22 protein-coding genes are annotated in these 25354 nt (G+C 72.5%); 5 read left to right on the top strand and 17 right to left on the bottom strand.

What is annotated here, in order from left to right:
* Window positions 1-92: 92 nt before the first annotated feature.
* From ACFYXE_RS07330 to ACFYXE_RS07315, 4 genes are all read right to left on the bottom strand, one after another.
* Window positions 93-890 (bottom strand): alpha/beta fold hydrolase, encoded by a 798-nt coding sequence (locus tag ACFYXE_RS07330; protein WP_389309882.1) that lies wholly within the window; start codon window positions 888-890, stop codon window positions 93-95.
* Between the two features lie 121 nt (window positions 891-1011).
* Complete coding sequence (locus tag ACFYXE_RS07325; RefSeq protein WP_389309879.1) at window positions 1012-1650, bottom strand: hypothetical protein; 639 nt, start codon at window positions 1648-1650, stop codon at window positions 1012-1014.
* A 99-nt stretch (window positions 1651-1749) separates the two neighbouring features.
* Complete coding sequence (locus tag ACFYXE_RS07320; protein ID WP_361174470.1) at window positions 1750-3228, bottom strand: amino acid permease; 1479 nt, start codon at window positions 3226-3228, stop codon at window positions 1750-1752.
* A gap of 159 nt (window positions 3229-3387) precedes the next feature.
* Complete coding sequence (locus tag ACFYXE_RS07315) at window positions 3388-5193, bottom strand: AMP-dependent synthetase/ligase (RefSeq protein WP_389309875.1); 1806 nt, start codon at window positions 5191-5193, stop codon at window positions 3388-3390.
* A gap of 205 nt (window positions 5194-5398) precedes the next feature.
* On the opposite strand from ACFYXE_RS07315, the gene ACFYXE_RS07310 reads away from it, so the two are divergent.
* Window positions 5399-6133 (top strand): MerR family transcriptional regulator, encoded by a 735-nt coding sequence (locus ACFYXE_RS07310; RefSeq protein WP_389309873.1) that lies wholly within the window; start codon window positions 5399-5401, stop codon window positions 6131-6133.
* Between the two features lie 152 nt (window positions 6134-6285).
* Here ACFYXE_RS07310 and ACFYXE_RS07305 read toward each other — a convergent pair whose 3' ends face one another.
* From ACFYXE_RS07305 to ACFYXE_RS07285, 5 genes are all read right to left on the bottom strand, one after another.
* Complete coding sequence (locus ACFYXE_RS07305; RefSeq protein ID WP_389309870.1) at window positions 6286-8457, bottom strand: 3-hydroxyacyl-CoA dehydrogenase NAD-binding domain-containing protein; 2172 nt, start codon at window positions 8455-8457, stop codon at window positions 6286-6288.
* A gap of 176 nt (window positions 8458-8633) precedes the next feature.
* Window positions 8634-9848 carry an acetyl-CoA C-acetyltransferase gene (locus ACFYXE_RS07300; RefSeq protein ID WP_361174459.1) on the bottom strand — a complete coding sequence of 405 codons (1215 nt, stop codon included), beginning with the start codon at window positions 9846-9848 and terminating at the stop codon, window positions 8634-8636.
* A 62-nt stretch (window positions 9849-9910) separates the two neighbouring features.
* Complete coding sequence (locus ACFYXE_RS07295) at window positions 9911-11053, bottom strand: acyl-CoA dehydrogenase family protein (protein ID WP_361174456.1); 1143 nt, start codon at window positions 11051-11053, stop codon at window positions 9911-9913.
* Between the two features lie 25 nt (window positions 11054-11078).
* On the bottom strand, window positions 11079-12104 hold the full coding sequence (locus ACFYXE_RS07290; RefSeq protein ID WP_389309865.1) for an LLM class F420-dependent oxidoreductase: 1026 nt from the start codon (window positions 12102-12104) through the stop codon (window positions 11079-11081).
* A complete protein-coding gene (locus tag ACFYXE_RS07285; RefSeq protein WP_389309863.1) occupies window positions 12104-13255 on the bottom strand; it encodes a CaiB/BaiF CoA transferase family protein in 1152 nt (383 codons plus the stop codon). The genes ACFYXE_RS07290 and ACFYXE_RS07285 overlap by 1 nt, the downstream gene beginning before the upstream one ends.
* A gap of 185 nt (window positions 13256-13440) precedes the next feature.
* On the opposite strand from ACFYXE_RS07285, the gene ACFYXE_RS07280 reads away from it, so the two are divergent.
* Window positions 13441-14637 carry a saccharopine dehydrogenase family protein gene (locus tag ACFYXE_RS07280; protein WP_389309860.1) on the top strand — a complete coding sequence of 399 codons (1197 nt, stop codon included), beginning with the start codon at window positions 13441-13443 and terminating at the stop codon, window positions 14635-14637.
* 88 nt (window positions 14638-14725) lie between these two features.
* Here ACFYXE_RS07280 and ACFYXE_RS07275 read toward each other — a convergent pair whose 3' ends face one another.
* The gene (locus ACFYXE_RS07275) at window positions 14726-16171 is read right to left on the bottom strand and encodes a glyceraldehyde-3-phosphate dehydrogenase (protein WP_361174445.1); all 1446 of its coding nucleotides are present in this window, start codon (window positions 16169-16171) and stop codon (window positions 14726-14728) included.
* Window positions 16172-16330: 159 nt separating this feature from the next.
* Window positions 16331-17023: an endonuclease V gene (locus ACFYXE_RS07270; RefSeq protein WP_389309857.1), complete on the bottom strand. Its 693-nt coding sequence runs from the start codon at window positions 17021-17023 to the stop codon at window positions 16331-16333.
* 182 nt (window positions 17024-17205) lie between these two features.
* On the opposite strand from ACFYXE_RS07270, the gene ACFYXE_RS07265 reads away from it, so the two are divergent.
* Window positions 17206-17721, top strand: coding sequence for a hypothetical protein (locus ACFYXE_RS07265; protein ID WP_389309854.1), 516 nt, complete (start codon window positions 17206-17208; stop codon window positions 17719-17721).
* Between the two features lie 97 nt (window positions 17722-17818).
* A complete protein-coding gene (locus ACFYXE_RS07260; protein WP_389309851.1) occupies window positions 17819-19258 on the top strand; it encodes a flotillin family protein in 1440 nt (479 codons plus the stop codon).
* 15 nt (window positions 19259-19273) lie between these two features.
* Here ACFYXE_RS07260 and ACFYXE_RS07255 read toward each other — a convergent pair whose 3' ends face one another.
* The 6 genes from ACFYXE_RS07255 to ACFYXE_RS07230 all read right to left on the bottom strand — a co-directional run bounded on the left by ACFYXE_RS07255 (window position 19274) and on the right by ACFYXE_RS07230 (window position 24059).
* Complete coding sequence (locus tag ACFYXE_RS07255) at window positions 19274-20521, bottom strand: PP2C family protein-serine/threonine phosphatase (protein ID WP_389309849.1); 1248 nt, start codon at window positions 20519-20521, stop codon at window positions 19274-19276.
* Window positions 20518-21522 (bottom strand): SpoIIE family protein phosphatase, encoded by a 1005-nt coding sequence (locus ACFYXE_RS07250; protein ID WP_389309846.1) that lies wholly within the window; start codon window positions 21520-21522, stop codon window positions 20518-20520. The genes ACFYXE_RS07255 and ACFYXE_RS07250 overlap by 4 nt, the downstream gene beginning before the upstream one ends.
* A complete protein-coding gene (locus ACFYXE_RS07245; protein ID WP_389309843.1) occupies window positions 21519-22016 on the bottom strand; it encodes an anti-sigma regulatory factor in 498 nt (165 codons plus the stop codon). Before ACFYXE_RS07245 ends, ACFYXE_RS07250 begins: the two co-directional genes overlap by 4 nt.
* The gene (locus ACFYXE_RS07240; RefSeq protein ID WP_389309841.1) at window positions 22000-22407 is read right to left on the bottom strand and encodes an STAS domain-containing protein; all 408 of its coding nucleotides are present in this window, start codon (window positions 22405-22407) and stop codon (window positions 22000-22002) included. The genes ACFYXE_RS07245 and ACFYXE_RS07240 overlap by 17 nt, the downstream gene beginning before the upstream one ends.
* Complete coding sequence (locus tag ACFYXE_RS07235; protein WP_389309839.1) at window positions 22404-23285, bottom strand: STAS domain-containing protein; 882 nt, start codon at window positions 23283-23285, stop codon at window positions 22404-22406. Before ACFYXE_RS07235 ends, ACFYXE_RS07240 begins: the two co-directional genes overlap by 4 nt.
* A gap of 273 nt (window positions 23286-23558) precedes the next feature.
* Window positions 23559-24059 carry a MarR family winged helix-turn-helix transcriptional regulator gene (locus tag ACFYXE_RS07230; RefSeq protein WP_389309836.1) on the bottom strand — a complete coding sequence of 167 codons (501 nt, stop codon included), beginning with the start codon at window positions 24057-24059 and terminating at the stop codon, window positions 23559-23561.
* Between the two features lie 109 nt (window positions 24060-24168).
* Here ACFYXE_RS07230 and ACFYXE_RS07225 point away from each other — a divergent pair, with 109 nt between their 5' ends.
* Window positions 24169-25335, top strand: a complete 1167-nt coding sequence (locus tag ACFYXE_RS07225) for a PP2C family protein-serine/threonine phosphatase (protein WP_389309833.1) — start codon at window positions 24169-24171, stop codon at window positions 25333-25335.
* Window positions 25336-25354: the final 19 nt, after the last annotated feature.

Below are 25354 nucleotides of genomic sequence, written 5' to 3'. Positions count from 1 at the left end.
GGCGATCAGAGGGTGTCGGAGGGGGCGGGTCCGTCGGCGTGGACCCGCCTCCTCCCCTACCGCCGGACCCGCTCGGGCGGGGCGGCGGTCGATCAGCTGGCCTCGGCGTACGCGTCCAGGATGGCGTCCACGACCGCGTCCGGTTCGCGCACGGTCGGGAAGTGGTCGCTGCGGGCGAGGCGCACGAGGCGGCAGCCGGGGATGCGCCGCGCCATCGTCTCGTTCACGCGGACCACCTCGGGCTGGTCGTGCTCCGCGAGGACGAGGACGCACGGCACGTCGAGCTCGCCGAGGCGGTCGTAGGCGGGCGGGTCGGGCACGTTGTGGCGGTAGGCGGCGAACCACGCGGGGATCACCGCCCGCAGGAGCGTCTCGACCTCCGGGTCCTGCCCAGTGCCGACCGCGCCGGAGGTCCGCTTGAGCAGGGCCACGATGCCGTCCACGTCGCCCGCCCCGGCGAGCCGGCCGACCTCGGCGGTGAACGCGGCCGGGACCAGGTCGTCGGCGCCGGTGACGCCCGGCACCACCAGGGCGAGGCTCGCCACCCGTGCGGGGTCGCGCAGCGCGAGGCTGATGGCGGTCGCGCCGCCCATGCTCGATCCGACGAGGACCGCGCGGGCCACGCCGAAGTGGTCGAGCACCGCGATCAGGTCTTCGACCAGGGAGTACGCGGCGGTCGGGGCCGGGGACCTGCCGTATCCGCGCGCGTCGTAGCGGATCACCCGGTGCCGCTCCGTGAGGCGCGGCAGGACGCGGTCCCAGACGCGGGAGTCGCCGACCCCGGGGTGCAGCAGGACGAGGGGGAGGCCCGCGCCGCGTGTGCCGCCCCGGGGGTCACCCGAGTCGTGCGCCCACAGTTCGCCGTCCTTGACCGAGACCGTGACGTCCATGCCTCGCAGTCTCCGCGCGCCGGGTCCGGGCCGCCAGGGGCGGCGGCCGCGAGGGCGTGAATGCGTGGGCAGGGCGACCGGAACCCGTCGGATCCGTACGGGTGCCCCGGGGGGGGTGGCGTCAGGGGCGCCGGGGATTCTGATCAGCTTCGGGACCAGGGTCGGGAGCGACACCCGATGCCGTGTCACGGGTGGGACCGCCGGGGCCCGGGGTGACCGGCGGTCCGATGAGCGGCGGCCCGGTGACGGGTGGTCCGGTGACGGGTGGTCCGGTGAGCGGCGGCGGCCCAGTGACGGGCGGCCCGGTGAGCGGCTCGGCCGCGATGCGGCTCGCCAGTTCGGACGCCCACTCGGAGACCTGTCCGCGCAGCTCGGCCTCCGCCGCGGCGCGTTCCGCCTCGCCGCGGGCCTGCTCGGTGGCCGGGCCCCCGGTGTCGCGCGGGGCGTCGGCAGGTGCCGCCACGACCAGGGCGGCCCCGTCCTCGGCGGCGCGGCGCCCGGCACGCCCGGTCCCGCGGCGGGACTCGGAGAGCAGCTTCCCCTCCCCCGGCACCCGCACCGCGCGTCGACGGCCGGGAAGCGCCCCGGCCGGGGCGCCCGGGGCCCCCGCGAGGAGCGTCGGCCGCCCCGCGAGGACCCGGCCGGCCCGGGTCACGAGACGTCCGACCAGGAGGCACAGGGCGCCGATGAGGACGGCGGCGACGGCGACTTCCTCGACCTTCGGGTCGACCGGCCCGAGGTCCGTGGGGATGAGGTGCATGTACCGAGCTCTACCCGCTCATCCGTGCACAACAACGCACACCTGCACGGCAGTTGAACGGCCCCATTCAGCCGTCGGACCCGCCGCCGGGCCCGGCCGTCACTGCTCCTGCTTGTCCCGCGGCTCCGTGAGGCCCTGGGCCTCGCGTTCCACCCGGCGCCGGACGCCGAACCAGCCGACGACCAGGGCAGCGCCCACGATCGGGATGAGGAACAGCGTCTTGCGGCCGACCTCGGCGTCCTTCCACATCAGGCAGAGGACGGCGAGCAGGAACGCGATCGTCACGTACTCGGTGACGCCGCTGCCGGGCAGCCGGAACTTCGGGCGGGTGATCACGCCCTCCTTGGCCCGGCGCACGAAGGCCAGGTGGCAGACCATGATCGTGATCCAGGTCCCGATGATGCCGAGCGAGGCGACGTTCAGGACGATCTCGAAGGCCTGGTCCGGGACGACGCGGTTCAGGCCGACCCCGACCACGCCGAGGGAGGCGGTGAGCAGGATGCCGCCGTAGGGCACCTGGTTCCGGTTCATCTTGGCGGTGAACCGGGGGGCGGAGCCCGCCATGGCCATGGAGCGCAGGATGCGGCCGGTGGAGTACAGGCCGGAGTTCAGCGAGGACATGGCCGCGGTGAGGACCACGAAGTTCATGACGTCACCGGCGGCCGGGACACCGATCTTGGAGAGCACCGTCACGAAGGGGCTCTGGTCGGCCGAGTACAGCGTGCCGGGCAGCAGCAGCGCGAGCAGCACGACCGAGCCGACGTAGAAGATACCGACGCGCCACATGATCGAGTTCACCGCGCGCGGGACGATCTTGTGCGGGTCCTTGGTCTCGCCCGCGGCGACACCGACCAGCTCCAGGGACGCGTAGGCGAAGACGACGCCCTGCATCACGATCACGACCGGCATCATGCCGTTCGGCAGGAAGCCGCCGTGGTCGGTGATCATGTTCAGGCCGGGCGTCTCGCCGCCGACCTTGTGCTGGCTGGCCAGCAGGAAGATACCGATGATCATGAACGTCGACAGTGCGGCGACCTTGATGATCGAGAACCAGAACTCCATCTCGCCGAAGTACTTCACCGAGACGAGGTTCACCGCGAGCACCACCGCGAGGGCGATGAGGGCGAGCACCCACTGGGGTATGTCGGTGAAGAAGCTCCAGTAGTGCGTGTAGAGCGCGATCGCCGTGATGTCGGCGATGCAGGTGGTCGACCAGTTGAGGAAGTACATCCAACCGGCGAAGAACGCGCCCTTCTCGCCGAGGAACTCACGCGCGTAGCTGACGAACGAACCCGACGACGGCCGGTAGAGGACCATCTCGCCGAGCGCCCTGACGACGAAGAACGCGAAGATGCCGCACACGAGGTACGCGACGGCGAGCGCGGGGCCCGCCGAGTTGAGGCGCCCGCCCGCCCCGAGGAAGAGGCCGGTTCCGATCGCGCCACCGATCGCGATCATGTTGACGTGGCGGGCCTTGAGGTCCTTGCTGTAACCGGCGTCGCCGGCGTCCGCGGGGGCCTGGGAGGCGTCGTTGCGGGACGCCTCCGCGGCGGCCGTGTCTACGGCTTCCTTGCTCACGTGGTCGATCTACTCTCTGGTGCCCGGAAGAGCTCCGGGGTCCGGATGTGCTTCGGCCCGCGACGCCCCTGGCGCGTGCGGACCGACGGGACACCTTCCCCCAGAGATCGCCGTGCACGCGGTGGCGCACGTCACATAGCGGGACTTCTCACATGGTGGTCAGGGGGTGTACAGACCCGCGATGACCTGCTCGTACTTGGCGCGGATCACCCGGCGGCGGAGCTTCAGCGACGGGGTCAGCTCGCCGGTCTCCGGACCCCACTCCCCGGCCAGCAGGCGGTAGCGCTTGATCTGTTCGGTGCGGTTCAGGCGCGCGTTGGCGGCCTCGACGGCACGCTCCACTTCCGCCCGTACGGCCGGGTCGGCGACGAGATCGCCCTCGATCCCGCGCGCGGCGGCCCAGGCCGGCGCCAGCTCCGCGTCCAGCACGAGCAGCGCCACCAGATACGAGCGGCCGTCGCCGTGCACGAGGGCCTGGCCGATCAGCGGGTGCTCCTTGAGCGCGTTCTCGACGAGGGCGGGCGAGACGTTCTTGCCGGTCGAGGTGACGATCATTTCCTTCTTGCGGTCGGTGAGCCAGAGGTAGCCGTCCTCGTCGAGGCGCCCGATGTCGCCGGTGGCGAACCAACCGTCTCCGTCGCAGGCGCTGTCGACGCCCCCGTCCGGCCGCAGATAGCCGTCGAAGACCGTCGCGCCGCGCACCAGGATCTCCCCGTCGTCGGCGATGCGGACCTCCAGGCCCTCGATGGGGCGGCCCACCGAGCCGAGCCGGAACCCGTCGGGGCCGTTCGTCGTGACCACGCCGGAGGTCTCCGTCAGCCCCCACGCGTCCATGACCACCAGTCCGAAGCCGGCCCAGAACCGGGACACCTCCGGCGGCATCGGCGCGGAGGCGCTCGCGGTCCACACCAGCCGGTCGAACCCGGCGAGCGCGAGCAGCGGGTCGAGCACCTTCTCCCTGGCCTCCTGGTACGCCGCCGCGAGCGCGGCGGGCGCCTCCTCGCCCCGCTCCCGGCAGGCGACGTGCGCGCGGGCCGTGTCGTTCGCCGCCTCGACGGCGCGGCGCCGCTCCTCGGGCAGCCCCGCGAGGGCCGCCTGTACGGAGGCGGCGAGCTTCTCCCACACGCGCGGGACGCCGAAGAACTGGAAGGGGTGCAGCTCCCGTGCGGTGGCGGCGACCTGGGCCGGGTCCGCGCACAGATAGACGTGGGCGGCGCGCAGGACCGGCAGGTAGAGGCCGAGCAGGCGCTCCGCGATGTGTGCGAAGGGCAGGTAGCAGATGTGCCCGACGTGTTCGGGGAAGTCGACGACGCCGTCCAGGGCGATGCCGTTCAGCAGGACGTTGCGGTGGGTGAGGCGCACGCCCTTGGGGTCGCCCGTGGTGCCCGAGGTGTAGACGACGGTGAGCGCGTCGGTCGGGCGGCTCTCGCGCCAGGACTTCTCGAAGCCGTCGGGGTGGAAGAGGCGGCCGCCCGTGGCGTGCAGCGAGCCGTAGGTGCGGTGCTCGCCGGCCTCGGCCGCCTCCACGACGACGAGGCGCTCCAGCGGCGCCGTGTCGTCGGCGAGCAGCGGCTCCCAGCGGGGCAGTTCGCGGGCGCCCTCGACGATCGCGAAACGGGCCCGGCTGTGCCGGACGATGTGCGCGACCTGTTCGGGGGCGGCGGTGCCGTAGACCGTGACGGGGACGGCGCCGATGTGCACCAGGGCGAGGTCGCTCAGCCAGTGCTCGGGGCGGTTGCCCATCATCATCAGGACGTGCTCGCCGCGCCGCACGCCGAGCGCGCTGTAGCCCGCGGCGAGGACGGCGACCTTGCGCCGGGCCTCGCGCCAGGTGAGCGTCGACCATCCCTCGCCCTGCCGCCAGGACAGCGCGGGAAGATCTCCGTGGTCCTCGGCATTGCGGAGCAGCAGGGCGGGGAGCGTGATGTCGGCGGGGTCCCCGGGGAGTCGCAGGATCGTGGTCATGACCGCCTCCTGGCGCCATCGGCTGTGCGTGTGCGGACGCGTGCGGACGAGCGAGCGGACGAGCAGGTGACTGGCCCGGAGGCTTTCACAACACTGGTGTGCCAGCAATACTGTTGCACCGGATTGATGCACGCCCGGGCAGGCACCGGACCACTGCACCGACGGGAGATGTCCGGAGAGCCGACCGGGGAGGGAGAGCGCCGTCATGACGACGGGCACCACAGACACCACGGAGCCGACGCTCACGGTCGACGAACTGGCCGCGCGCGCGGGCGTCACGGTCCGTACGATCCGCTTCTACAGCACCAAGGGCCTGCTGCCGCCGGTGATCGGCCCGCGCCGCGTCGGCCACTACGGGCAGGAGCACCTGTCCCGGCTCGCGCTCATCGAGGAACTGCAGCACCAGGGCATGACGCTGGCCGCGATCGAGCGGTACCTGGAGCAGTTGCCGGCCGACCTGAGCGCGCACGACCTGGCCATCCACCGCGCGCTGGTGGCCTCGTGGGCACCGGACGCGGCGGAGGACACGCCGCTCGCGGAGCTGGAGCGCCGGGCGGGCCGGCCGCTGGGCGAGGAGGAGCTGGACCGGCTCGCGGCGATGGGCGTGCTGGCCAGGACCGAGGAGCCGGGGACGTACCGGGTGGACCTGGGGCTGCTGCGGCTCGGCGTGCAGCTGTTGGACGTACCGATCGCGCACGAGACGATCCTGGCGGCGCGCACGGTCCTGATGGAGCACACCCGCTCGGCGGCGCACGAGCTGTCCCGGCTCTTTCGCGACGAGGTCTGGGGGCCCTACCGCGACCGGGAGTCGGACCCCGAACACGTCGCGGCGATGCGGTCGTTGTCGGCGCACATGCAGCCGATGGTGGTGCAGGCGCTGGTGACCGCGTTCCAGCGCTCCCTCAAGGAGGAGCTGCGGGCCTGGCTCAAGGAGAGCTGAACCGCTCCCCCGACGCCGGGCTCCGCACGGACGGCCCGCACTCGCACCCGTACCCGCGCCGGTGGCCCCGCCCGACGAAGGGCGGGGCCACCGGTGCTCGGCGCGTCGGGCGGGCCCGGGGCGCTCACGCGTCAGGCGTCATGCGTCATGCGTCAGGCGTCGCTGAACCTCTCGCCCTTCTCCGCCTTGTCGACGAGCAGGGCGGGCGGCGCGAAGCGGTCCCCGTAGCGCTCGGCGAGCTCCTGCGCGCGTGCCACGAAGCCGGGCAGGCCGCCCTCGTAACCGTTGATGTACTGCAGTACGCCGCCCGTCCAGCCCGGGAAGCCGATGCCGAAGATGGAGCCGATGTTGGCGTCGGCGACCGACGTCAGGACGCCCTCCTCGATCAGGCGCACGGTGTCCAGCGCCTCGGAGAAGAGCATCCGCTCCTGCATGTCCCGGAAGGGGATCTCGTGCCCGGGCTTGGTGAAGTGCTCGCGCAGGCCCGGCCAGAGCTTGCCGCGCTTGCCGTCGGTGTAGTCGTAGAAGCCCGCTCCCCCGCTCCTGCCGGGGCGCTCGAACTCGTCGACCATGCGGTCGATGACGACGTCCGAGGGGTGGCCCGCCCAGGTGCCGCCCGCCTCCTCGACGGCGCGCTTGGTCTCGTTGCGGATCTTGCGGGGCAGCGTGAGGGTCAGCTCGTCCATGAGCGAGAGGACCTTGGCGGGGTAGCCCGCCTGGGCCGCCGCCTGCTCGACGGAGGCGGGCTCGATGCCCTCGCCGACCATCGCGACGCCCTCGTTGATGAAGTGCCCGATGACGCGCGAGGTGAAGAAGCCGCGCGAGTCGTTGACCACGATCGGCGTCTTGTTGATCTGCCGCACGAGGTCGAAGGCGCGCGCCAGCGCCTCGTCGCCGGTCCGCCCGCCCTTGATGATCTCGACGAGCGGCATCTTGTCGACGGGCGAGAAGAAGTGCAGGCCGATGAAGTCGACGGGCCGCGAGACGCCCTCGGCGAGCGTGGTGATGGGCAGCGTGGAGGTGTTGGAGCAGAGCAGCGCGTCGGGCTCGACGACGTCCTGGATCTCCTGGAACACCTTGTGCTTGAGCGAGGTGTCCTCGAAGACGGCCTCGATCACGGCGTCGCAGCCCGCCAGGGCCTGCGGGTCCGCGGTCGGCGTGATGCGGGCGAGCAGCGCGTCCGCCTTCTCCTGGGTCGTACGACCCCGCTGGACCGCCTTCGCGCAGAGCTTCTCGGAGTAGCCCTTGCCCTTCTGGGCGGCCTCGGCGGAGACGTCCTTGAGGACGACCTCGATGCCCGCGCGGGCGCACGAGTAGGCGATGCCCGCGCCCATCATGCCGGCGCCGAGCACGGCGACCTTGCGGACGGTCCTCGGCTCGACATCCTTGGGACGGTTGGCGCCGGAGTTGACGGCCTGGAGGTCGAAGAAGAACGCCTGGATCATGTTCTTGGCGACCTGGCCGGTCACCAGCTCGGTGAAGTACCGGGCCTCGATGGTCAGCGCGGTCTCGAAGTCGACCTGGGAGCCCTCGACGGCCGCGGCGAGGATGTTGCGCGGCGCCGGGTAGTCGGCGCCGGCCGTCTGCTTCTTGAGGTTGGCGGGGAAGGCGGGCAGGTTCGCCGCGAACTTCGGGTGTGCGGGGGTGCCGCCGGGGATGCGGTAGCCGGGCTCGTCCCAGGGCTGCCGCGACTCGGGGTGGGCGTCGACGAAGGCGCGGGCCTTCTCGATCATCTCCTCGGGGGTGGCGGCCAGTTCGTGCACGAGCCCGTCCTCCAGGGCGCGCTTCGGGTTGTACTGGGTGCCCTGCAGGAGCACCTTCAGGAGGGCGTCGGTGATGCCCATGAGGCGTACCGTGCGGGTCACGCCGCCGCCCGCGGGGAGCAGGCCGAGGGTGACCTCGGGCAGGCCGATCTTGGAGCCCGGCGCGTCCAGGGCCACGCGGTGGTGGGAGGCCAGGGCGATCTCGTAACCGCCGCCGAGGGCCGCGCCGTTGATGGCGGCGACGACGGGCTTGCCGAGGGTCTCGATGCGGCGCAGCGAGTTCTTGATGGCGTTGCCGGTCTCGAACGCCTGCTGCGCGTTCTCCGGGCCGACCTTGATCATGTCCTTGAGGTCGCCGCCCGCGAAGAAGGTCTTCTTGGCGGAGGTGTAGATGATGCCGCGGATGGAGTCCTTCTCGGCCTCCGCGCGGTCGGCGATCGCCGCGATGGAGTCCTTGAACGCCTGGTTCATGGTGTTCGCGGACTGGTCGGGGTCGTCGAGAACGAGGGTGACGACGCCGGTCTCGTCCTGTTCCCAGCGGATGGTGGTGCTTTCGGTCATGGCGGTGTCTCCGTGAAGTCTGATGGCTGGCGGGAGGGCGGATTCCGGTGAGGGCGGCCGGGTGGTCGCCGAGGCGCGGCGGCAGCGGCGCGGGCCTCGGACGACGGGGAACCGCGCGAGCGACCGCGGCACGCCCGCGGTCGGCGACGCACCCCGAGCCCCGGCGGTGAGGGGCCCTACAGCCGCTCGACGATCGTGGCGATGCCCATGCCTCCGCCCACGCACAGCGTCGCGAGCCCGTACCGGAGGTCCCTGCGCTCCAGCTCGTCCACGAGCGTCCCCAGGATCATCGCGCCGGTGGCGCCCAAGGGGTGGCCCAACGCGATCGCGCCGCCGTTCACGTTGACCTTGTCCAGGGACAGGCCCATGTCCTTGACGAAGCGCAGCACGACCGCGGCGAACGCCTCGTTGATCTCGACGAGGTCGATGTCGTCGATGGTGAGGCCGGCCTTGGCGAGCGCCTTGCGGGTCGCGGGCGCGGGCCCGGTCAGCATGATCAGCGGCTCGGAGCCGGAGACGGCCGCGGAGACGATGCGTGCGCGCGGGGTGAGCCCGTGCCGCTCGCCGACCTCCTTGGTGCCGATGGCGACCAGCGAGGCGCCGTCGACGATGCCGGAGGAGTTGCCCGCGTGGTGGACGTGGTCGATCTCCTCGATCCAGTGGTACTTCTGCAGCGCGACGGCGTCGAAGCCGCCCAGGTCGCCGATGTCCTTGAAGGACGGCTTGAGCCCGGCGAGGGAGTCGGCGGTGGTGCCGGGGCGCAGGTGCTCGTCGTGGTCGAGGACGACGAGGCCGCTGCGGTCCTTGACCGGCACGACGGACCGGGCGAAGCGGCCGTCCTTCCAGGCCGCGGCGGCGCGCTCCTGGGAGAGGGCGGCGTACTCGTCGACGTCGCGCCGCGAGAAGCCCTCGACGGTGGCGATCAGGTCGGCGCCGATGCCCTGCGGCGCGAAGCCGGTCTCGAAGTTCGTCATCGGGTCGTTGAACCACGCGCCGCCGTCGGAGGCCATCGGCACCCGCGACATCGACTCGACGCCGCCCGCGAGGACGAGGTCCTCCCAGCCCGAGCGGACCTTCATGGCGGCGAGGTTGACCGCCTCCAGACCCGAGGCGCAGAAGCGGTTCTCCTGGACGCCCGCGACCGTGTCGGGCAGACCCGCGGCGATGGCGGCGATCCGCGCGATGTCGGAGCCCTGGTCGCCGACGGGGCCCACCACGCCGAGGACGATGTCGTCGATGGCGGCCGGGTCCAGGTTCGGGAAGCGGGCCTGGATCTCGTGGATCAGGCCCACGACCAGGTCGATCGGCTTGGTGCCGTGCAGGGCGCCGTTGGCCTTGCCGCGTCCGCGCGGGGTGCGGATCGCGTCGTATACGTACGCTTCGGTGGTCACGCGTGAGCCTTTCGGGGGTGTGCGGGAGGGTGAGGGTCGGCGGGGGTGCGGGAGGGTGCGGGTCAGCCGAGGAGGGAGCGGCCGATGATCTCCTTCATGATCTCGGTCGTGCCGCCGTAGATGGTCTGGATGCGTCCGTCGGTGAAGGCCTTGGCGACGCGGTACTCCGTCATGTAGCCGTAGCCGCCGTGCAGTTGCAGACAGCGGTCGGCGACGCGCTTCTGCAGCTCGGTGGCCCACCACTTCGCCATCGACGCGTGCACCGCGTCGAGTTCCCCGTTCGCGTGGTCCACGATGCACCGGTCCAGGAACGTGCGGGTGACGGCGCACTCGGTGGCCATCTCGGCGATCTCGAAGCGGATGTGCTGCAGCTTGGCCAGCGGCCTGCCGAACGCCTCGCGCTCCTTGACGTACGTCGTGGTGATGTCCAGGAGGTGCTCGGCGGCGGCGATCCCGGCGACGGCGATGCCCATGCGCTCCTGCGCGAGGTTCGTCATCAGGTGGATGAAGGCGCCGTTCAGCTCGCCGAGCAGGTTCTCCTTGGGCACGCGGACGTCGTGGAAGAACAGCTCGGCGGTGTCCTGGGACTTCTGGCCGATCTTGTCGAGGTTCCGGCCGCGCTCGAAGCCGGCCATCCCCCGCTCCACCACCAGCAGGGACAGGCCGTGCGCGCCGCCCTCGGGCGAGGTCTTGGCGACGACGACCACCAGGTCGGCGAGGATGCCGTTGGAGATGAACGTCTTGGAGCCGTTGAGCACCCAGTGGTCGCCGTGGTCCTCGGCGCTGGTGCGGACGCCCTGGAGGTCGGAGCCCGCGCCGGGCTCGGTCATCGCGATGGCGGTGATGAGCTCGCCGGAGCAGAAGCCGGGCAGCCAGCGCCGCTTCTGCTCGTCGGTGGCGAGCGAGGTCAGGTAGGGGCCGATGATGTCGTTGTGCAGGCCGAGCGCGAGCCCGGCGGCGCCCGCGCGGGTGAACTCCTCGGCGAGGACCGCGGAGTAGCGGAAGTCGGCGTTCCCGCCGCCGCCGTACTCCTCGGGGACGGCGAGGCCGAGCAGCCCCTGGCGGCCGGCCGCGAGCCAGGCCTCGCGGGAGACGATGCCGTCCTTCTCCCACTGCTCGTAGTGCGGGAGCACCTCCTTGGCGAGGAAGGTGCGCACGGTCTCGCGGAACGCGTCGTGCTCGGCGGAGAAGATCTGCCGCTTCATCAGTACGTGGCCTCCTGCGGCCCGGTCAGAGCCAGCCCTTGACGGTTTCGATCAGCGTGGCCGGCTCGGGGCCGACGGGAATGACGTTCAGCATGGTGACGCCGGCGGCCCGGAAGGCCTCGACGCGCTCGCGCACGTACCCCTCGGGTCCGCACAGCGACATGAGCTCGCAGAACTCGTCCGGGACGGCGGCCTCGGCCTCCTTCTTCCGGCCGGACAGGTAGAGCTCCTGGATGCGCGCGGCCTCCTTCCCGTAGCCGTACGCGACCGCGACGTCGTTGTAGAAGTTCTTCCCCTTGGCGCCCATGCCGCCCACGTAGAGGGCGATCTGGGGGCGGGCGAGGTCGCGCACGGCCGCCGCGTCGTCGCCGATGGCGAGCAGTCCCCCGGCGACGGTCTCCAGCGGCGCGAGCGCCGGGTCGCGCTGCGCCCCGCCCTCGGCCAGCGCGGCGCCCCACACCTCCTGCGCCTTCTCCGGGATGAAGAGGGTGGGCAGCCAGCCGTCGGCGATCTCGGCGGTCATCCGGACGTTGGCGGGGCCCAGGGAGGCGACGTACAGCGGGACTTCGGGGCGCACCGGCCGGTTGAGGATCTTCAGGGGCTTGCCGAGCCTGCCGCCCTTCTCCGGGGGCAGCGGCATGTCCGTGATGCCGTAGTGCTCGATGACCTCGCGGCGCAGGATGCGCCGGGTCAGCTCGATGGTCTCCCGGGTGCGGCCGAGCGGCTTGTCGTACGCCTTGCCGTGCCAGCCCTCGACGACCTGCGGCCCGGAGGCGCCGAGGCCGATGATCGCGCGTCCCCCCGAGATCGCGTCGAGACCGGCGGCGGTCTGGGCGATCAGGGCGGGGGTGCGGGAGTAGACGTTGAGGATGGCGGCGCCGATCTTCATGCGCTCGGTGCGGGCGGCCAGGTAGCCCATGACCGTGGGCGAGTCGAAGCCGTAGGCCTCCGCGACCCACACGGCGTCCAGGCCGGCCGCCTCCAGGGCCGCCACGCCGTCGGCCGCCTCGCGCGGGTCGGCCGCGTAGGCGAGCGGTGACGAGATCTGCATCAGTGGTCCTCCTCTTCCTCGAGGGGCGGCGCGAGGGCCGGTACGTCCCAGTCGCGGGCCACCTCCGCGGTGTCGGCGCCGGGCTGCGCGGGCCCGGAGGCGATCCGCGTGGGGGTCGCGGAGAAGCGGGGGGCGGGGGCCGGCTGGGTGATGCCGCCGTGCTCGACGAAGGTGCCGCGGGCGGCGAGGTGCGGGTGGCCGGGCGCCTCGCGCAGGGACAGCACGGGTGCCACGCACGCGTCGGAGTCCTCGAAGACGGCCGTCCACTCCTCGCGCGTCCGCTCCTTGAAGCGGGCGGCGACGGCCGCGCGCAGCTCGCCCCAGCGGGCCAGGTCCTTGCGGGCGGGGGCGACGTCGGCGAGGCCGAGCAGCGCGATGAACTCGTCGTAGAACTGCTGCTCCAGGGAGCCGACGGCCATGTGGCCGCCGTCGGCGGTCTCGTAGGTGCCGTAGAAGGGACAGCCGCCGTCCAGGAGGTTGGCGCCGCGCCGGTCCTGCCAGCCGCCGGCCGCCAGCATGCCGTGGATCATCGTGGAGAGGTGCGCCGCACCGTCGACGATCGCGGCGTCCACGACCTGTCCGGCACCGTGCACGCGCGCGTGGTGCAGCGCGGCGAGGATGCCGACGACGAGGTAGAGCGAGCCGCCCGCGTAGTCGCCCACGAGGTTCGCGGGGATCGCGGGCGGTTCGTCGGGGTTGCCGATCATGCCGAGCGTGCCGGTGACGGCGATGTACGCGATGTCGTGCCCGGCGCGCGGGGCGAGCGGTCCCTCCTGGCCCCAGCCGGTCATCCGGCCGTAGACGAGCCCGGGGTTGCGCGCGTGGCAGGCGTCGGGGCCGACACCGAGGCGTTCGGCCACGCCGGGCCGGTAGCCCTCGATGAGGACGTCGGCGCGCTCGACGAGGTCGAGGACGCGGGCCGGGCCCTCGTCGGACTTGAGGTCGACGACGACGGAGCGCTTGTTGCGGTTGGTCACGTCGTACTCGGGATTGATCGCGAGGCCGCTGCCGCCGGGGCGGTCGACGCGTACGACGTCGGCCCCGAGATCGGCCAGCAGCATGGCGGCGAACGGGCCGGGCCCGATGCCCGCCAGCTCCACCACGCGCACTCCGGCGAGTGGCCCTTGAACGCCCTTGCCCGGCACTGCCATTGAGCCCCCAGCACTATGACACAACTGATGTAACACCAGTGATGCTAAGAACGTGTTCCACTGGGCACAAGCCCTGGAGAGCAAGCGCTTAGACAATTCTGCGGGGACCACCCGACCGCGGCCGGCCGTCCCCGCGCTAGCCTCGGCCACCGACAACTGCGCGGGGCGAACGGCGGAGAGGTGCCATGACCGGTCCCAACACCAGGAACAGTGATCGCCCGTACGACATCGTGCTCTTCGGGGCGACGGGCTTCGTGGGAGTGCTCACCGCGGAGCATCTGGCCGCCCACGCCCCCGCGGGGGTGCGCTGGGCCCTCGCGGGGCGCGACACGACGAAGCTGGCGGCGCTGCGGGAACGGCTCGCCGCCGTCAACCCGGCGTGCGCCGAACTCCCGCTGGTCCGGGCCGACGTGTCCGACACCGCGTCGCTGCGGGACATGGCCGCCCACGCGCGCGTGGTCGCCTCCACGGTGGGCCCCTACCTGACGTACGGACAGGAGCTCGTCGCGGCCTGCGCCGAGGCGGGCACGGACTACGTGGACCTGACCGGGGAGCCGGAGTTCGTCGACCTCATGTACGTGCGGCACGACGCACGCGCGCGGGAGACCGGCGCCCGGCTCGTGCACTCCTGCGGCTTCGACTCCGTCCCGCACGACCTGGGCGCGTACTTCACCGTGCGGCAACTGCCCGAAGGGGTGCCGCTGCGCGTGGACGGGTTCGTCCGGGTCGGCGCGCGGTTCTCCGGCGGCACCTTCGCCTCGGCGCTCAACCAGTTCGCCCGGGGCCCGCAGATGCTGGCCGCCGCGAAGGACCGGCGGCACCACGAGCCGCGCCTGGTGGACCGCAAGGCGTACGCACCGCCGGGCGCGCCGCGGTACGCGGGCGAGGTCGGCGCGTGGGCCCTGCCGCTGCCGACGATCGACCCGCAGGTGGTGCAGCGCTCGGCGCGCGCCCTGGAGCGGTACGGTCCCGACTTCCGCTACCGGCACTACGCGGCCGTCAAGCGGCTGCCCGTGGTGCTCGGCGGCACGCTGGCGGTCGGCGGTCTGGCGGCCGTCGCCCAGCTCCCGCCCGCGCGGCGCTGGCTGTCCGACCGGCTCAAGCCCGGCGACGGGCCGAGCGAGGCCCGCCGGGCCGCGTCGTGGTTCTCGGTGCGGTTCGTCGGCGAGGGCGGCGGCAAGCGGGTGTTCACCGAGGTGTCGGGCGGCGATCCCGGGTATGACGAGACGGCACGGATGCTCGGCGAGTCGGCGCTGTGCCTGGCCCTCGACGACCTGCCGCCGACGGCCGGGCAGGTCACCACGGCCACGGCGATGGGCGACGCGCTGACCGAGCGGCTGCGCGCCACCGGCATCTCGTTCCGCGTGGCCGCGGTGCGCTAGGCGCCCCGGCGCGCAGGCCGCCGGGACGGCGAAGTGCCCCGCACACAGCGTGCGGGGCACTTCGCCGACAACATCCGGAAGCGGAGCCTCAAGCCACCGGCACCGGGTAGGTCGGGTACTCCACGCCGGAGACGTACTGGACGACCCGGATGACCTGGCACGAGTAGCCGAACTCGTTGTCGTACCAGAGGTAGAGGATGGCGTTGTCGCCGTCGACCTTGGTGGCGCCGGCGTCGACGATCGAGGCGTGCCGCGAGCCGATGAAGTCGTTCGAGACCGCGTCGGGGGCGCTGGTGAAGTCGATCTGGCGCTTGAGCGGCGAGGTCAGCGACACGTTGCGGAGGTAGTCGAGGACTTCCTCGCGGTCGGTCTCGCGGCCGAGCCGCAGGCTGAGGATCGCGATCGAGACGTCCGGCACCGGCACCCGGATCGAGCTGCCGGTGATGGGCGCCTTGAGGTCGGGCAGCGCCTTGGCGACGGCGGAGGCCGCGCCGGTCTCGGTGATGACCATGTTGAGCGGCGCGGAGCGGCCGCGGCGGTCGGCCTTGTGGTAGTTGTCCAGGAGGTTCTGGTCGTTGGTGAACGAGTGGACCGTCTCCACGTGGCCGCGCACGACGCCGTACTCGTCGGCCATCGCCTTGAGCGGCGGCACGATGGCGTTGGTGGTGCAGGAGGCGCAGGACAGGATCTGCTCGTCCGGCTTGATCGTGTCGTGGTTGACGCCGTGCACGATGTTCGGGACGTCGCCCTTGCCCGGGGCGGTCAGGACGACCTTGTCGACACCGGGGCGCAGGTGCTGGGAGAGCCCCTCGCGGTCGCGCCACTTGCCGGTGTTGTCGATGAGGATGGCGTCCTTGATGCCGTACGCCGTGTAGTCGACCTCCGAGGGGTCGTTGGCGTAGATCACCTTGATCTCGTTGCCGTTGGCGATGATCGTGCTGTTCGCCTCGTCGACGGTGATCGTGCCCTGGAACTGGCCGTGGATCGAGTCGCGGCGCAGCAGGGAAGCGCGCTTGACGATGTCCTGCTCGCCGCCCCGGCGGACGACGACGGCACGCAGCCGCAGTCCGTTGCCGGAGCCCGCCTTCTCGATGAGCAGGCGGGCGACGAGGCGGCCGATGCGGCCGAAGCCGTAGAGGACGACGTCGCGCCCCTCGCGGCTCTCGATCTTGTTCTCGCCGGTGGCGCCGGCGACGGCCTCCGCGGTGAACTCCTCGACCGTCAGACCGCGGTCGTCGTTCTTGTACGTCGCGGCGAGCATGCCGAGGTCGATCTGCGACGGCCCGAGGTCGAGCGTGGTGAGGGCCTGCAGGAACGGCAGCGTGTCGGTGACCGAGAGCTCCGCGCCGGCGATCTGCCGGGCGAACCGGTGCGTCTTGAGGATGCTGACCACCGACTTGTTCACCAAGGAGCGGCTGTGCAGCAGGACCGTGACGTCCCGCTCGCGGTGCAGCTTCCCGATGACGGGGATCATCGACTCCGCGATCTCCTCGCGGTTCTTCCAGTTGGTGAACGAGTCGTCATTGACAGTCACAGGAGTATCTTTCGAGCTAGGCGGCGCTCATATGCTAACCCGCCCCTCATTTGATCTTTCAACCCGGTGCCGTACGCCCCGCTGACCATGGAACCGCAGGCCCTGTGGCGGGCCGGGCGCGCGGCGGGGAACCCCCGCGGACACCCGGTCCGACGGCGGTCAGCTCCCGGTGGCCGTCCGCAGCGCCGAGCGGCAGAGCGCGTCCGCGCGGCGCGTGGACTCCGGCTGGCGGTAGCGCGGCGTCAGCCGCAGCACGTGCGCGCAGGCGTTGGCCAGGCTCACCCGGTGGCCCGCGGAGACGAAGACCGGCTTCACCCCCGCGCGGGTGCGCAGCGCGCGGCCGACCTCCTCCGCGCCGTCCAGCAGCGGTGCGGCACTCCCCCGCACGTCGTCGGGGTCCTCGTACGTGAAGGTGAAGGGGTTCTTGGCGACGCCCGCCGTCGCGAGCCCCGTCAGGACGCCGAGGTGGCTCGCGAGGCCGAAGCGGCGCGGGTGGGCGATGCCGTAGCCGTCGCAGACGACCAGGCCGGGGTCGGCCCGCAGTCCGGCGAGCGCGGCGAGGACGGTCGGGATCTCCCGGAACGCCAGCAGGCCCGGTACGTAGGGAAAGGTCACCGTGCCGACCGCCGTCGACTCCTCGACCACGTCGAGCGTGGCCGCGTCCAGGACCACGACGGCCGCGGCGACGACGTCCCGCTCGTCGTCGTAGGCCACGTCCACCCCGGTCACGTGTCCGGTGCCGGGCGGCGGGCCCGGCTCGTCGAGCACGACGCGGGTGCGCAGAGCGTCCTGGACGGCGCGTGCCGTTTGCTCGTCGGTGGGCCAGTCGGCGGGCATCGCGTAACGGGTCATCGTGCGCGGCAGCCTAGTCGGCATTCCTCGGCCCGGGACGTCCGGTCCCCGGTCCGCCGTCAAGGACGACCGGCATCAAAGACGCGTAAAGATTGCCGGAATCCGGCAATGACCGGCTCCGCACGCCCGTGCCACCATCGCCCCGTACCGGGGTGGGCGGCAGGAACGGGGGAAGTGGTCCGATGACGATCTTTCTGGGTCTCGGCATCGCGGGCATCGTCCTGCTGGCCCTCTCGCTGCTCCTCGACGGGGTCCTGGAAGGGCTCTTCGGCGGAGCGGGCGCGCTGGACGGCCTCTTCGACGGGCTCCTCTCGCTGCCGGTCGTCGCCGGGTTCGTGTCCATGCTCGGCTTCGGCGGCGCGCTCGTGCTCGGCACGACCGGGCTCGGCGCGGGCGCCGCCACCGCCGCGGGGGCCTGCGCGGGCACCGCGGCGGGGTGGGCCACCTGGAAGCTGACCCGCGCCCTGATGCGCGACCAGACGGCCCGCACACCGCGCGGCGACGACCTGGTGGGCACCGCGGGCTCCGTGGTCACCGCGATCCCGGCGGACGGCTACGGCGAGGTGCTGCTGCGCCTCGCGGGCCAGCCCGTGAAGTACGCGGCCCGCAGCACCACCGCCGTGGCGCGGGGCACCGAGATCTGGGTCGACGCGGCCCTGTCGCCGACCTCGGTGGCGGTGCGGCCCGTGGAGCGCTGACCGCGCCCCGGCCCGCCGTCCGCACGTCGACCGCACGTCGACCGCCACACGTCATGTCACCGATCTGCCGTCCCCGGGTGGCAGGGGGGAACGCACCATGAGTCCAGTCCTGACCGCCGTCGTCGGAGTCGTCGTACTCCTCGTCCTGTTGGCGCTCGTCGTCATCACCCGTTACAAGGTCGCGGGGCCCAGCGAGGCCTTCATCGTCACCGGGCGCCGCGGCAAGACGTCCACCGACCCGGACACCGGCCGGGTCATGACCGACAACAGCGGCCAGAAGGTCGTGGTCGGCGGCGGCGTCTTCGTCGTCCCGTTCGTCCAGCAGAAGTTCACCCTCGACCTGTCCTCGCGGCACATCCCGATCGCGGTGCGCGGCGCGGTCACCCTGCGCGGCGTGAAGGCGAACCTGGAGGGCGTCGCCATCGTGAAGGTGGGCGGCACCGAGGACTCGATACGGGCCGCGGCCCAGCGGTTCCTCGTCCAGCAGGACGGGATCGTCGGCTTCACCCAGGAGGTCCTGTCCGGCGCGCTGCGCTCCATCGTGGGCCGCATGTCGGTCGAGGACATCATCCGGGATCGTGCCGCGTTCGCCGGTCAGGTCGCCGAGGAGGCCGAGGCGAGCCTGTCCGGGCAGGGCCTCGTCCTCGACGCCTTCCAGATCCAGGACATCACCACCGAGGGCTCCTACCTGGAGGACCTGGGCCGCCCCGAGGCCGCCCGTGCCCGGCAGGAGGCGGACATCGCCGAGGCGGTGGCGCGCCGGGCCGCCGAGCAGGCGCGGCTGAAGGCCGAGGAGGAGATCGCGATCGCCCAGCGGACCTTCTACCTCAAGCAGGCCGAGATCAAGGCCGAGACGGACGAGGCCGCGGCGCGCGCGAGCGCGGCGGGCCCGCTCGCCGAGGCGGCGCGCCAGCAGGACGTGCTCACCGAGCAGGAGAAGGTCGCCAAGCGCCAGGCGGCGCTCACCGACAGCGAGTTGGACACCCAGGTCCGCAAGCCGGCCGACGCCGCCCGCTACCAGGCCGAGCAGGAGGCGGAGGCCCGCAGGATCGCCCTGGTCAAGCAGGCCGAGGCGGACGCGGAGCGGTCGCGCCTGACCGGTGAGGGCGAGAAGGCGCACCGCGCGGCGCTCGCCGACGCCGTCCGCCTGGAGGGCGAGGCGGAGGCCGCCTCGATCGGCGCGAAGGGCGCCGCGCAGGCCGAGGCGATGCGCAAGAAGGCCGACGCGTTCGCGCAGTACGGGGACGCGGCCGTCCTGCAGATGCTCGTCGAGGTGCTGCCGAGCGTGGTCGCCAAGGCGTCGGAGCCGCTCAGCGCGGTGGACAAGATGACGGTGATCTCGACGGACGGCGCGAGTCAGCTGTCGCGCGCGGTGGCCGACAACGTCGCGCAGGGCGTCGAACTCCTCAACTCCACCACGGGAGTCGACCTCGCCGAGCTCCTCAAGGGCATCACCGGCGGCAGGACGGTGGCCCCGGCCCCCGAGGCGGCCGCGGCGCCGGCCGCCGTCAACGGCCGCATCGACGTCACGGACTAGGACCGCCGCGGCGGCCTAGCCGCGTCGCCGCACCGCGATCGCCAGCGTGTCGTCCTGGTGCAGCACCTCACTGAGCAGGTCCTCGGCCACCCGGCCGGGGATCTGCTCGGTCGTGCGTGCCCGGTGGCGGCAGAGGGCCTCCTTGAGCCGGACCTCGCCCTCGCAGGGGTCGCGGCGGCTCTCGGTCAGGCCGTCGGTGTACAGGAGCAGGACGTCGTCGACGCCGAGGTGCGTGGTCAGGACGCGCTCGCTGCCGGGCAGCGGGAAGCCGATGCCGCGCCCGCGCACCTCCAGGTAGTCGGCGCCGCCGTCCGCCCGGGCGACCAAGGCGGGCGGGTGGCTGCCGTTGGCCAGGGTGAGCGTGCCGTCGGCGGGGTCGAGCCTGGCCAGCAGGAGCGTCGCCATCACGCTCTGGTCGAAGGGCGCCAGGATGCCGTCGGTGCGCTCGACGATGCTCTCCAGCGGATGCCCTTCGAGGGCGAGGGTCCGCACGGCGTGCGTGACGGTCAGCGCGGTGCGCGTGCTCGTTATCCCGTGCCCGAGCGCGTCGACGACCGTGATGTGCACGGTGCCGTCCGGCAGGGTGAACCAGTCGTACAGGTCGCCGCCGGTGGGCGCGTCGTCGCTGGCGGGCGCGTAGTGCACGGCCAGTTCGAGACCGTCCACGTGCAGCGGCCTGGGCCGCAGCGCGTCCTCCAGGGCGCGCAGCGTACGGCCGTGCGCGGTGCGCAGCTGCTCGTCGCGCTCCTCCAGCTGTACGTAGAGCGCGAGGACCCCGCTGTTGGTCTCGGCCAGTTCGTGCTTGAGCCGTCGGTGGTCGTCGGCCAGGGCGTCGGCGCGGGCGAGGGCCGCGCGCAGCTCCTCCTCCAGGAGGGCGATGTCGGCCTCGCCGCCGTGGGCGGCCGCGGCGGGGGTGGCCGCGGGGCGGCCCTGCGCTCCGGCGGGCGGCAGCGGGAGGTCCCACACGAACGTGCCGTCCGGCTGGGCCTGCGCGCGCAGCGGCAGGCTGTCGGTGGCCACCCCGGGTCCCGGGTTCTGGCGCGGCAGACGCAGCGCGAGGGTGAGCCGGTGGGCGCCGTCCGCGTCCGTCTCGCGCCGGCTGAGCAGCGTGACGGGACGGCCGCCGCCGAGGGCCCCCGCGGCCACCTCGCTCAGCGAGAGCACGAGCCGGGCCCGGTCGTCGGCGGGCAGCCGGTGCCCCAGGGCGATGCTTCGTACGGTGTGCCGCAGGGCCGTGAGCGTACGGAAGGTTTCGCGGGTCATCTCATTCCCAGGTGGGGGCCGAGGGCCAGGACGGTGGCGTCGTCGCGCACGCGGCGGTGGCTGTGGGCCAGGGAGGCCGCGAGCAGCACCGGGGGCAGCGTGAGACGCGCGGTGGTGGGGGCGTGCGTCCACCGGTGGTCGATGCCGTCGGTGTACAGGACCAGGGTGGTGTGCTCGGACAGCTCCACGAACCGGCTGCGGGGCGCGGGCAGGGTGTAGCCGACGATGCCGGCCTGGCCGGTGAACTGGTGCTGGATGCCCTCGGGCGTGAGGGCGGCGCCGCGGACGTTGCCGATGCCGCAGAACTCGGCCCGCCCCGCGGTGACGCGCAGCACGGCCACGGCGGCGCCGCGGGTGTGGCGCAGCGCCTTGTGCAGGGCGGTGAGGACGTCGGCGAGCGGGGCCGCGGGGTGGGCGAGGAAGGTGCGTTCGGCGCGCTGGGCGGCCTCGGCGGCCTCGGGTCCGTGGCCGAGCCCGTCGATGACGAGGACGGTCCGGGCCCCGCCGTGCTCGGCGACGGCGTATCCGTCGCCGCTGGCGGTCTCGCCGAAGGCGGGCAGGCACAGCGCGCCGGGCGCGGCGGCGGTGCGCGGCGCGTCCGGTCCCGCGAGGCGGGCGTGCGCGAGGGTGCCGAGCCCGGCCTCGGAGCGGATGGCGAACTCGGTGGCGATCCGGCGGGCCGCGCCCAGGCCCGCGCCCATGGTCCGGGTGGTGCTGTACCCGTCCGTGAGGCTGAGGGCGACGTCGGGCATGCCGGGGCCGCTGTCGACCGCGATGACGTCCAGGCCCTCGCCGAGCGGCGAGTGCTGGACGAACAGCGCGCCGTTGCGGGCGTGCTTGACGATGTTGCTGGCCAGCTCGCTGGCGAGCACGGCCGCCTGGTCGGGCAGGGCGCCGGGCATCCCGGCGGCGAGCGCCCGGGCGTGGTCGGCCGCGCTCTGCACGGCGCTGGGGTGGTCGATGGCGATGTGCAGAGTGCGGGCCGCCGTGGCGGTGTTCACCGTGGTCCGATCCAGCGCAGCACGGTGACGGTGGTGCCCCGGCCCGGGGTGGACCGCACCTGGAACTCGTCCATGAGGCGGCGTGCGCCGCCCAGGCCGTGCCCCAGTCCGGCGCCGGTGGTGTAGCCGTCGGTGAGGGCCTGGTCGAGGTCGGCGATGCCCGGTCCCTGGTCGCTCACCGAGAGCCGCAGCCCGCGACGGCCGCCCTGCCGCACCACTTCGAGGGCGAGGGTGCCCCCGCCGCCGTGCACGTAGGCGTTGCGGGCGAGTTCGCTGGCGGCCGTGACGATGCGTGTCTGGTCCACGAGTCCGAAGCCGACACGGACGGTCGCTTCCCGGACCGCGTGCCGCACGGCGAGCAGGTCCTCCTCCGCGCGGATGGCGTGCTCGGCGCGCTGGGCGCCGCTCTCCGTGACGCTCTCGCCGGGGGCGGGGGACGCGGGGCCGGGGAGGGGACGGGTGGACGTCTTCTGGAGATCACCGTAGAGGGACAACGGGTCCCCCCTTTGGGGGTCGGGGGGCGGGCTGCCAGCCCAGGGCGATCATGCCCTGCTCCGCGTTGAGCGTGGTCTCCACGCCGGAGAGCTGAAGCCCCAGTTCCACCAGGGTGATCGCGACCGCGGGGCGCATGCCGGCCACTATGACCCGCGCTCCGAGCAGCCGTGCCGTGGTCGTGAGCTCCATCAGCGTGCGGGCCACGAACGAGTCGATGATCTCGAGCCGGGAGATGTCGATGAGGATCGCGCGCGCCCGGTCGGCGATGATGCGCTCGGTCAGCTCCTCGGTGAAGGCGATGGCCGCTTTGTCGTCGAGCTCGTTGAGCAGCCCGGTGACGAGGACGTCGCCGAGGCGCAGGATCGGAACGCCGCTCAAGGGGGCGGTCACCGTGTCTCCGTGAGCGAGGCCCGGTGCACCGTCTGGTCGGTGAGCAGCGGGATGGCCGCGGCGAGGGCGTCGGCGAGCGTCGCGCGGGTCAGGATCGCCGACAGGTCGATGCCGAGCTGCGCGATGATCTGGGCGATCGGCGGCCGGATGCCGCTGATCACGCAGTCGGCGCCCATCAGGCGTACCGCGTTGACCGTCTGCATCAGGTGGTGGGCGACGGCGGTGTCCACCGTGGGCACACCGGTGATGTCGATGATGGCGACCTGCGCCTCGTCGCGCTCGATGGCCTGCAGCAGGTTCTCCATGACGACCTGCGTACGGGTGGTGTCCAGCGTGCCGATCAGCGGCACGGCGAGCACGCGGTCCCACAGGCGCACCACCGGGGTGGACACCTCGAGGAGCTGGCGGCTCTGGCGCCGGATGATCTCCTCGCGGCCCTCGACGTAGATCTCGAAGGACATGGCGCCCGCGGTGTCGAGCAGCCGGTTGATGAACAGCGCGGCCTCGTAGAGGGCGGTGACGTCCCGCGTCTCGTGCTGGACCGCCTCCAGGAGGGCTTCCTTCAGCGCGAGGACGGCGAGGGAGGTCGCCGTGGGGGTCGCGCCGCCTCTGGCGCGGCGCAGCGACAGGTCCGTCACGGCCTGCCGCAGCCCGGGGTGCGAGGCCACGACGTCCTGTACGGGGTAATCGGTTTCGAGACCGGCGAGGAGCGCCTCGACCAAGGAGTCGGCTTCCTCGTTCAGCTCCGCCTCGGTGATGCCGGTCTCCAGGACCGCGCGCTCCGCCTGGAGCTTCACCCACCGGTCGGCCACCTTCTCCCCCTGCTCGCGCAGGGCGGCGCTGACGCGCAACCGGGCCTCGGACTCACTGGTGTTCATTCCATCCACCTTAGCAATTGTTGTCGCACGGCAAATGTTATCCGAGGTGCACGATCTTCCACAGCCGGTGTCACGTAGCGTCAATCACGCCGCTCACCAGCATCGTTGCATCCTCCACTCGACCGTTTCACCGGCCCTGCCCCGCAGTTCGCCCGCAGCGGAGCACGGCCGGATCTTCACGACCGTCTGCATGTACCTGGATGGGCCGGAAGTAAACCCGCGCGTCCGAAGGTCCACCGGCGCACCTCTGGTGCGGCCGGGTCGCGCCGTGTCTCAGGCCGATTCCACCGCTCGGCCGCTCGCGGGCCGCGGGCGGGGCGCGACGCCCTCCACCGCCCGGTGGAAACCGCTCAGCCCGGTCACCAGGGCCGCGCGCTCGGCGGGCCGCATCGCGGAGATGGCGTCGAGCAGCGCCCTTTCCCGGCGGGCCCGCAGTTCGTTGAGGTAATTTTCTCCCCGGCTCGACAAGCGCAGTTCGAGCTCGCGGCGACTGGCTGAACTGAGGGACCGCTCGATGAAGCCCAGGGCATGAAGGCGGTCACACATACGACTCACCGATGACGGCGCCGAGCCCAGGTACTCCCCGAGCGTGCGCAGATTGATCCCCTGGGCGCCGTCCAGCGCGAACAGCACGCGCAGCTGCGACGACGACACCGGCGCCGTCGACGCGAGGTCCCTGCCTCTGCCCCACAGCACTTCGAGGAGTTCGATGACTTCTCGCGCAGAGTGCGCGGCCGCATCCCGGTCGCCCCCGCCGGATGCTTCGTAATCCATGCCCTCAACTGTGACACTTCGCAATGGCCCTGTCAGTCGCTGAGGCATGGCAGGCCGACGGCTCCTTCTCGCACTGGCGTCCCGAACAGGAACAGGTGGTACTCGACAGGTGGACAGATTCACGGCTGTGGAGCGTGCCCTGCGCGGCTCCGCACCGCACGCTCTTCTCGAAGCAGTACGGGACGCACTCGCCGTCCACTACACAGCCCGCTCCGTCGACCTGCTGATGGCCGATTACGCGACGACCATACTCCAACCGATCAGCACACTCCCGCACACCGGTTCCCCCGTGCCGGTGCACAGCGGCGCGCCGGGACGCGCCTTCGCGAGCCAGGAGCCGTTCGCCGAGGACATCGACGACGAGAGGTGCGTCACCCTGCACCTCCCGGTCAGCGTGCGCGGCAACCGCCTCGGCATCCTGACGGTGCGCCTGCCCGCCGACGCGGCCCACCGGAGCACCGTCCGTGAACTCGCCGAGGTCGCCGAGGTGCTCGGGCACGAGATCGTCGTGGCCGAGCGGGACACCGATCTCTACCTCCAGGCCCGGCGGGCCGACCGCCTCACGCTCGCCGCCGAGATGCAGTGGCAACTGCTGCCCGGGCGGTCCTGCTCCCGCCCCGAGTACGACATCGGCGCGCAGCTCGAACCGGCGTACGCCATCTACGGCGACAACTTCGACTGGTCCACGTCCGCGGACCGGCTGACCCTCACCGTGACCAACGGCATGGGCGAGGGCATCGAGGCCTCCCTGCTCACCAACCTCGCCGTCAACGCGCTGCGCAACGCCCGCCGCGCGGGCCTCTCCCTGGCGGACCAGGCCTACCTGGCCGACCAGGCCGTCTACGGACACCACCAGGGCGCCCTGTACCTCTCGACGCTGCTGCTGGACTTCGACCTCGACACCGGGGCGGTGGAGGTCATCGACGCGGGCTCGCCGCGGGTGTGGCGGCTGCGCGAGGGCAGGATCGAGCAGCTGGAGCTGGACGCGCAGCTCCCGCTGGGCATGGGCGAGGACACGCTCTACCGCTCCGAGCACTTCCGGGTGCTGCCCGGCGACCGGCTCCTGTTCGCGAGCGACGGCGTCTACGACGCGGCCTCGCCGACGGGCGAGCGGTACATCGAGCACGCCTTCGCGCGCGCGATGAACAGCACCCGCCTGGTGCCGCCGTCTCAGGTGCCGGGCGCGGTGCTGCAGGAGCTGGCCGGCTACCGCGGGCCCGCAGGCCCCGACGACGACGCCATGATCGTGTGCCTGGACTGGCGGGGGCGCGGCTGAGCGCCGGGGCCCGGCGGCC

This window comes from Streptomyces sp. NPDC002564, assembly GCF_042889645.1.
Classification (GTDB): Bacteria; Actinomycetota; Actinomycetes; order Streptomycetales; family Streptomycetaceae; genus Streptomyces.
This window is presented reverse-complemented; position numbering and strand designations above follow the sequence as displayed.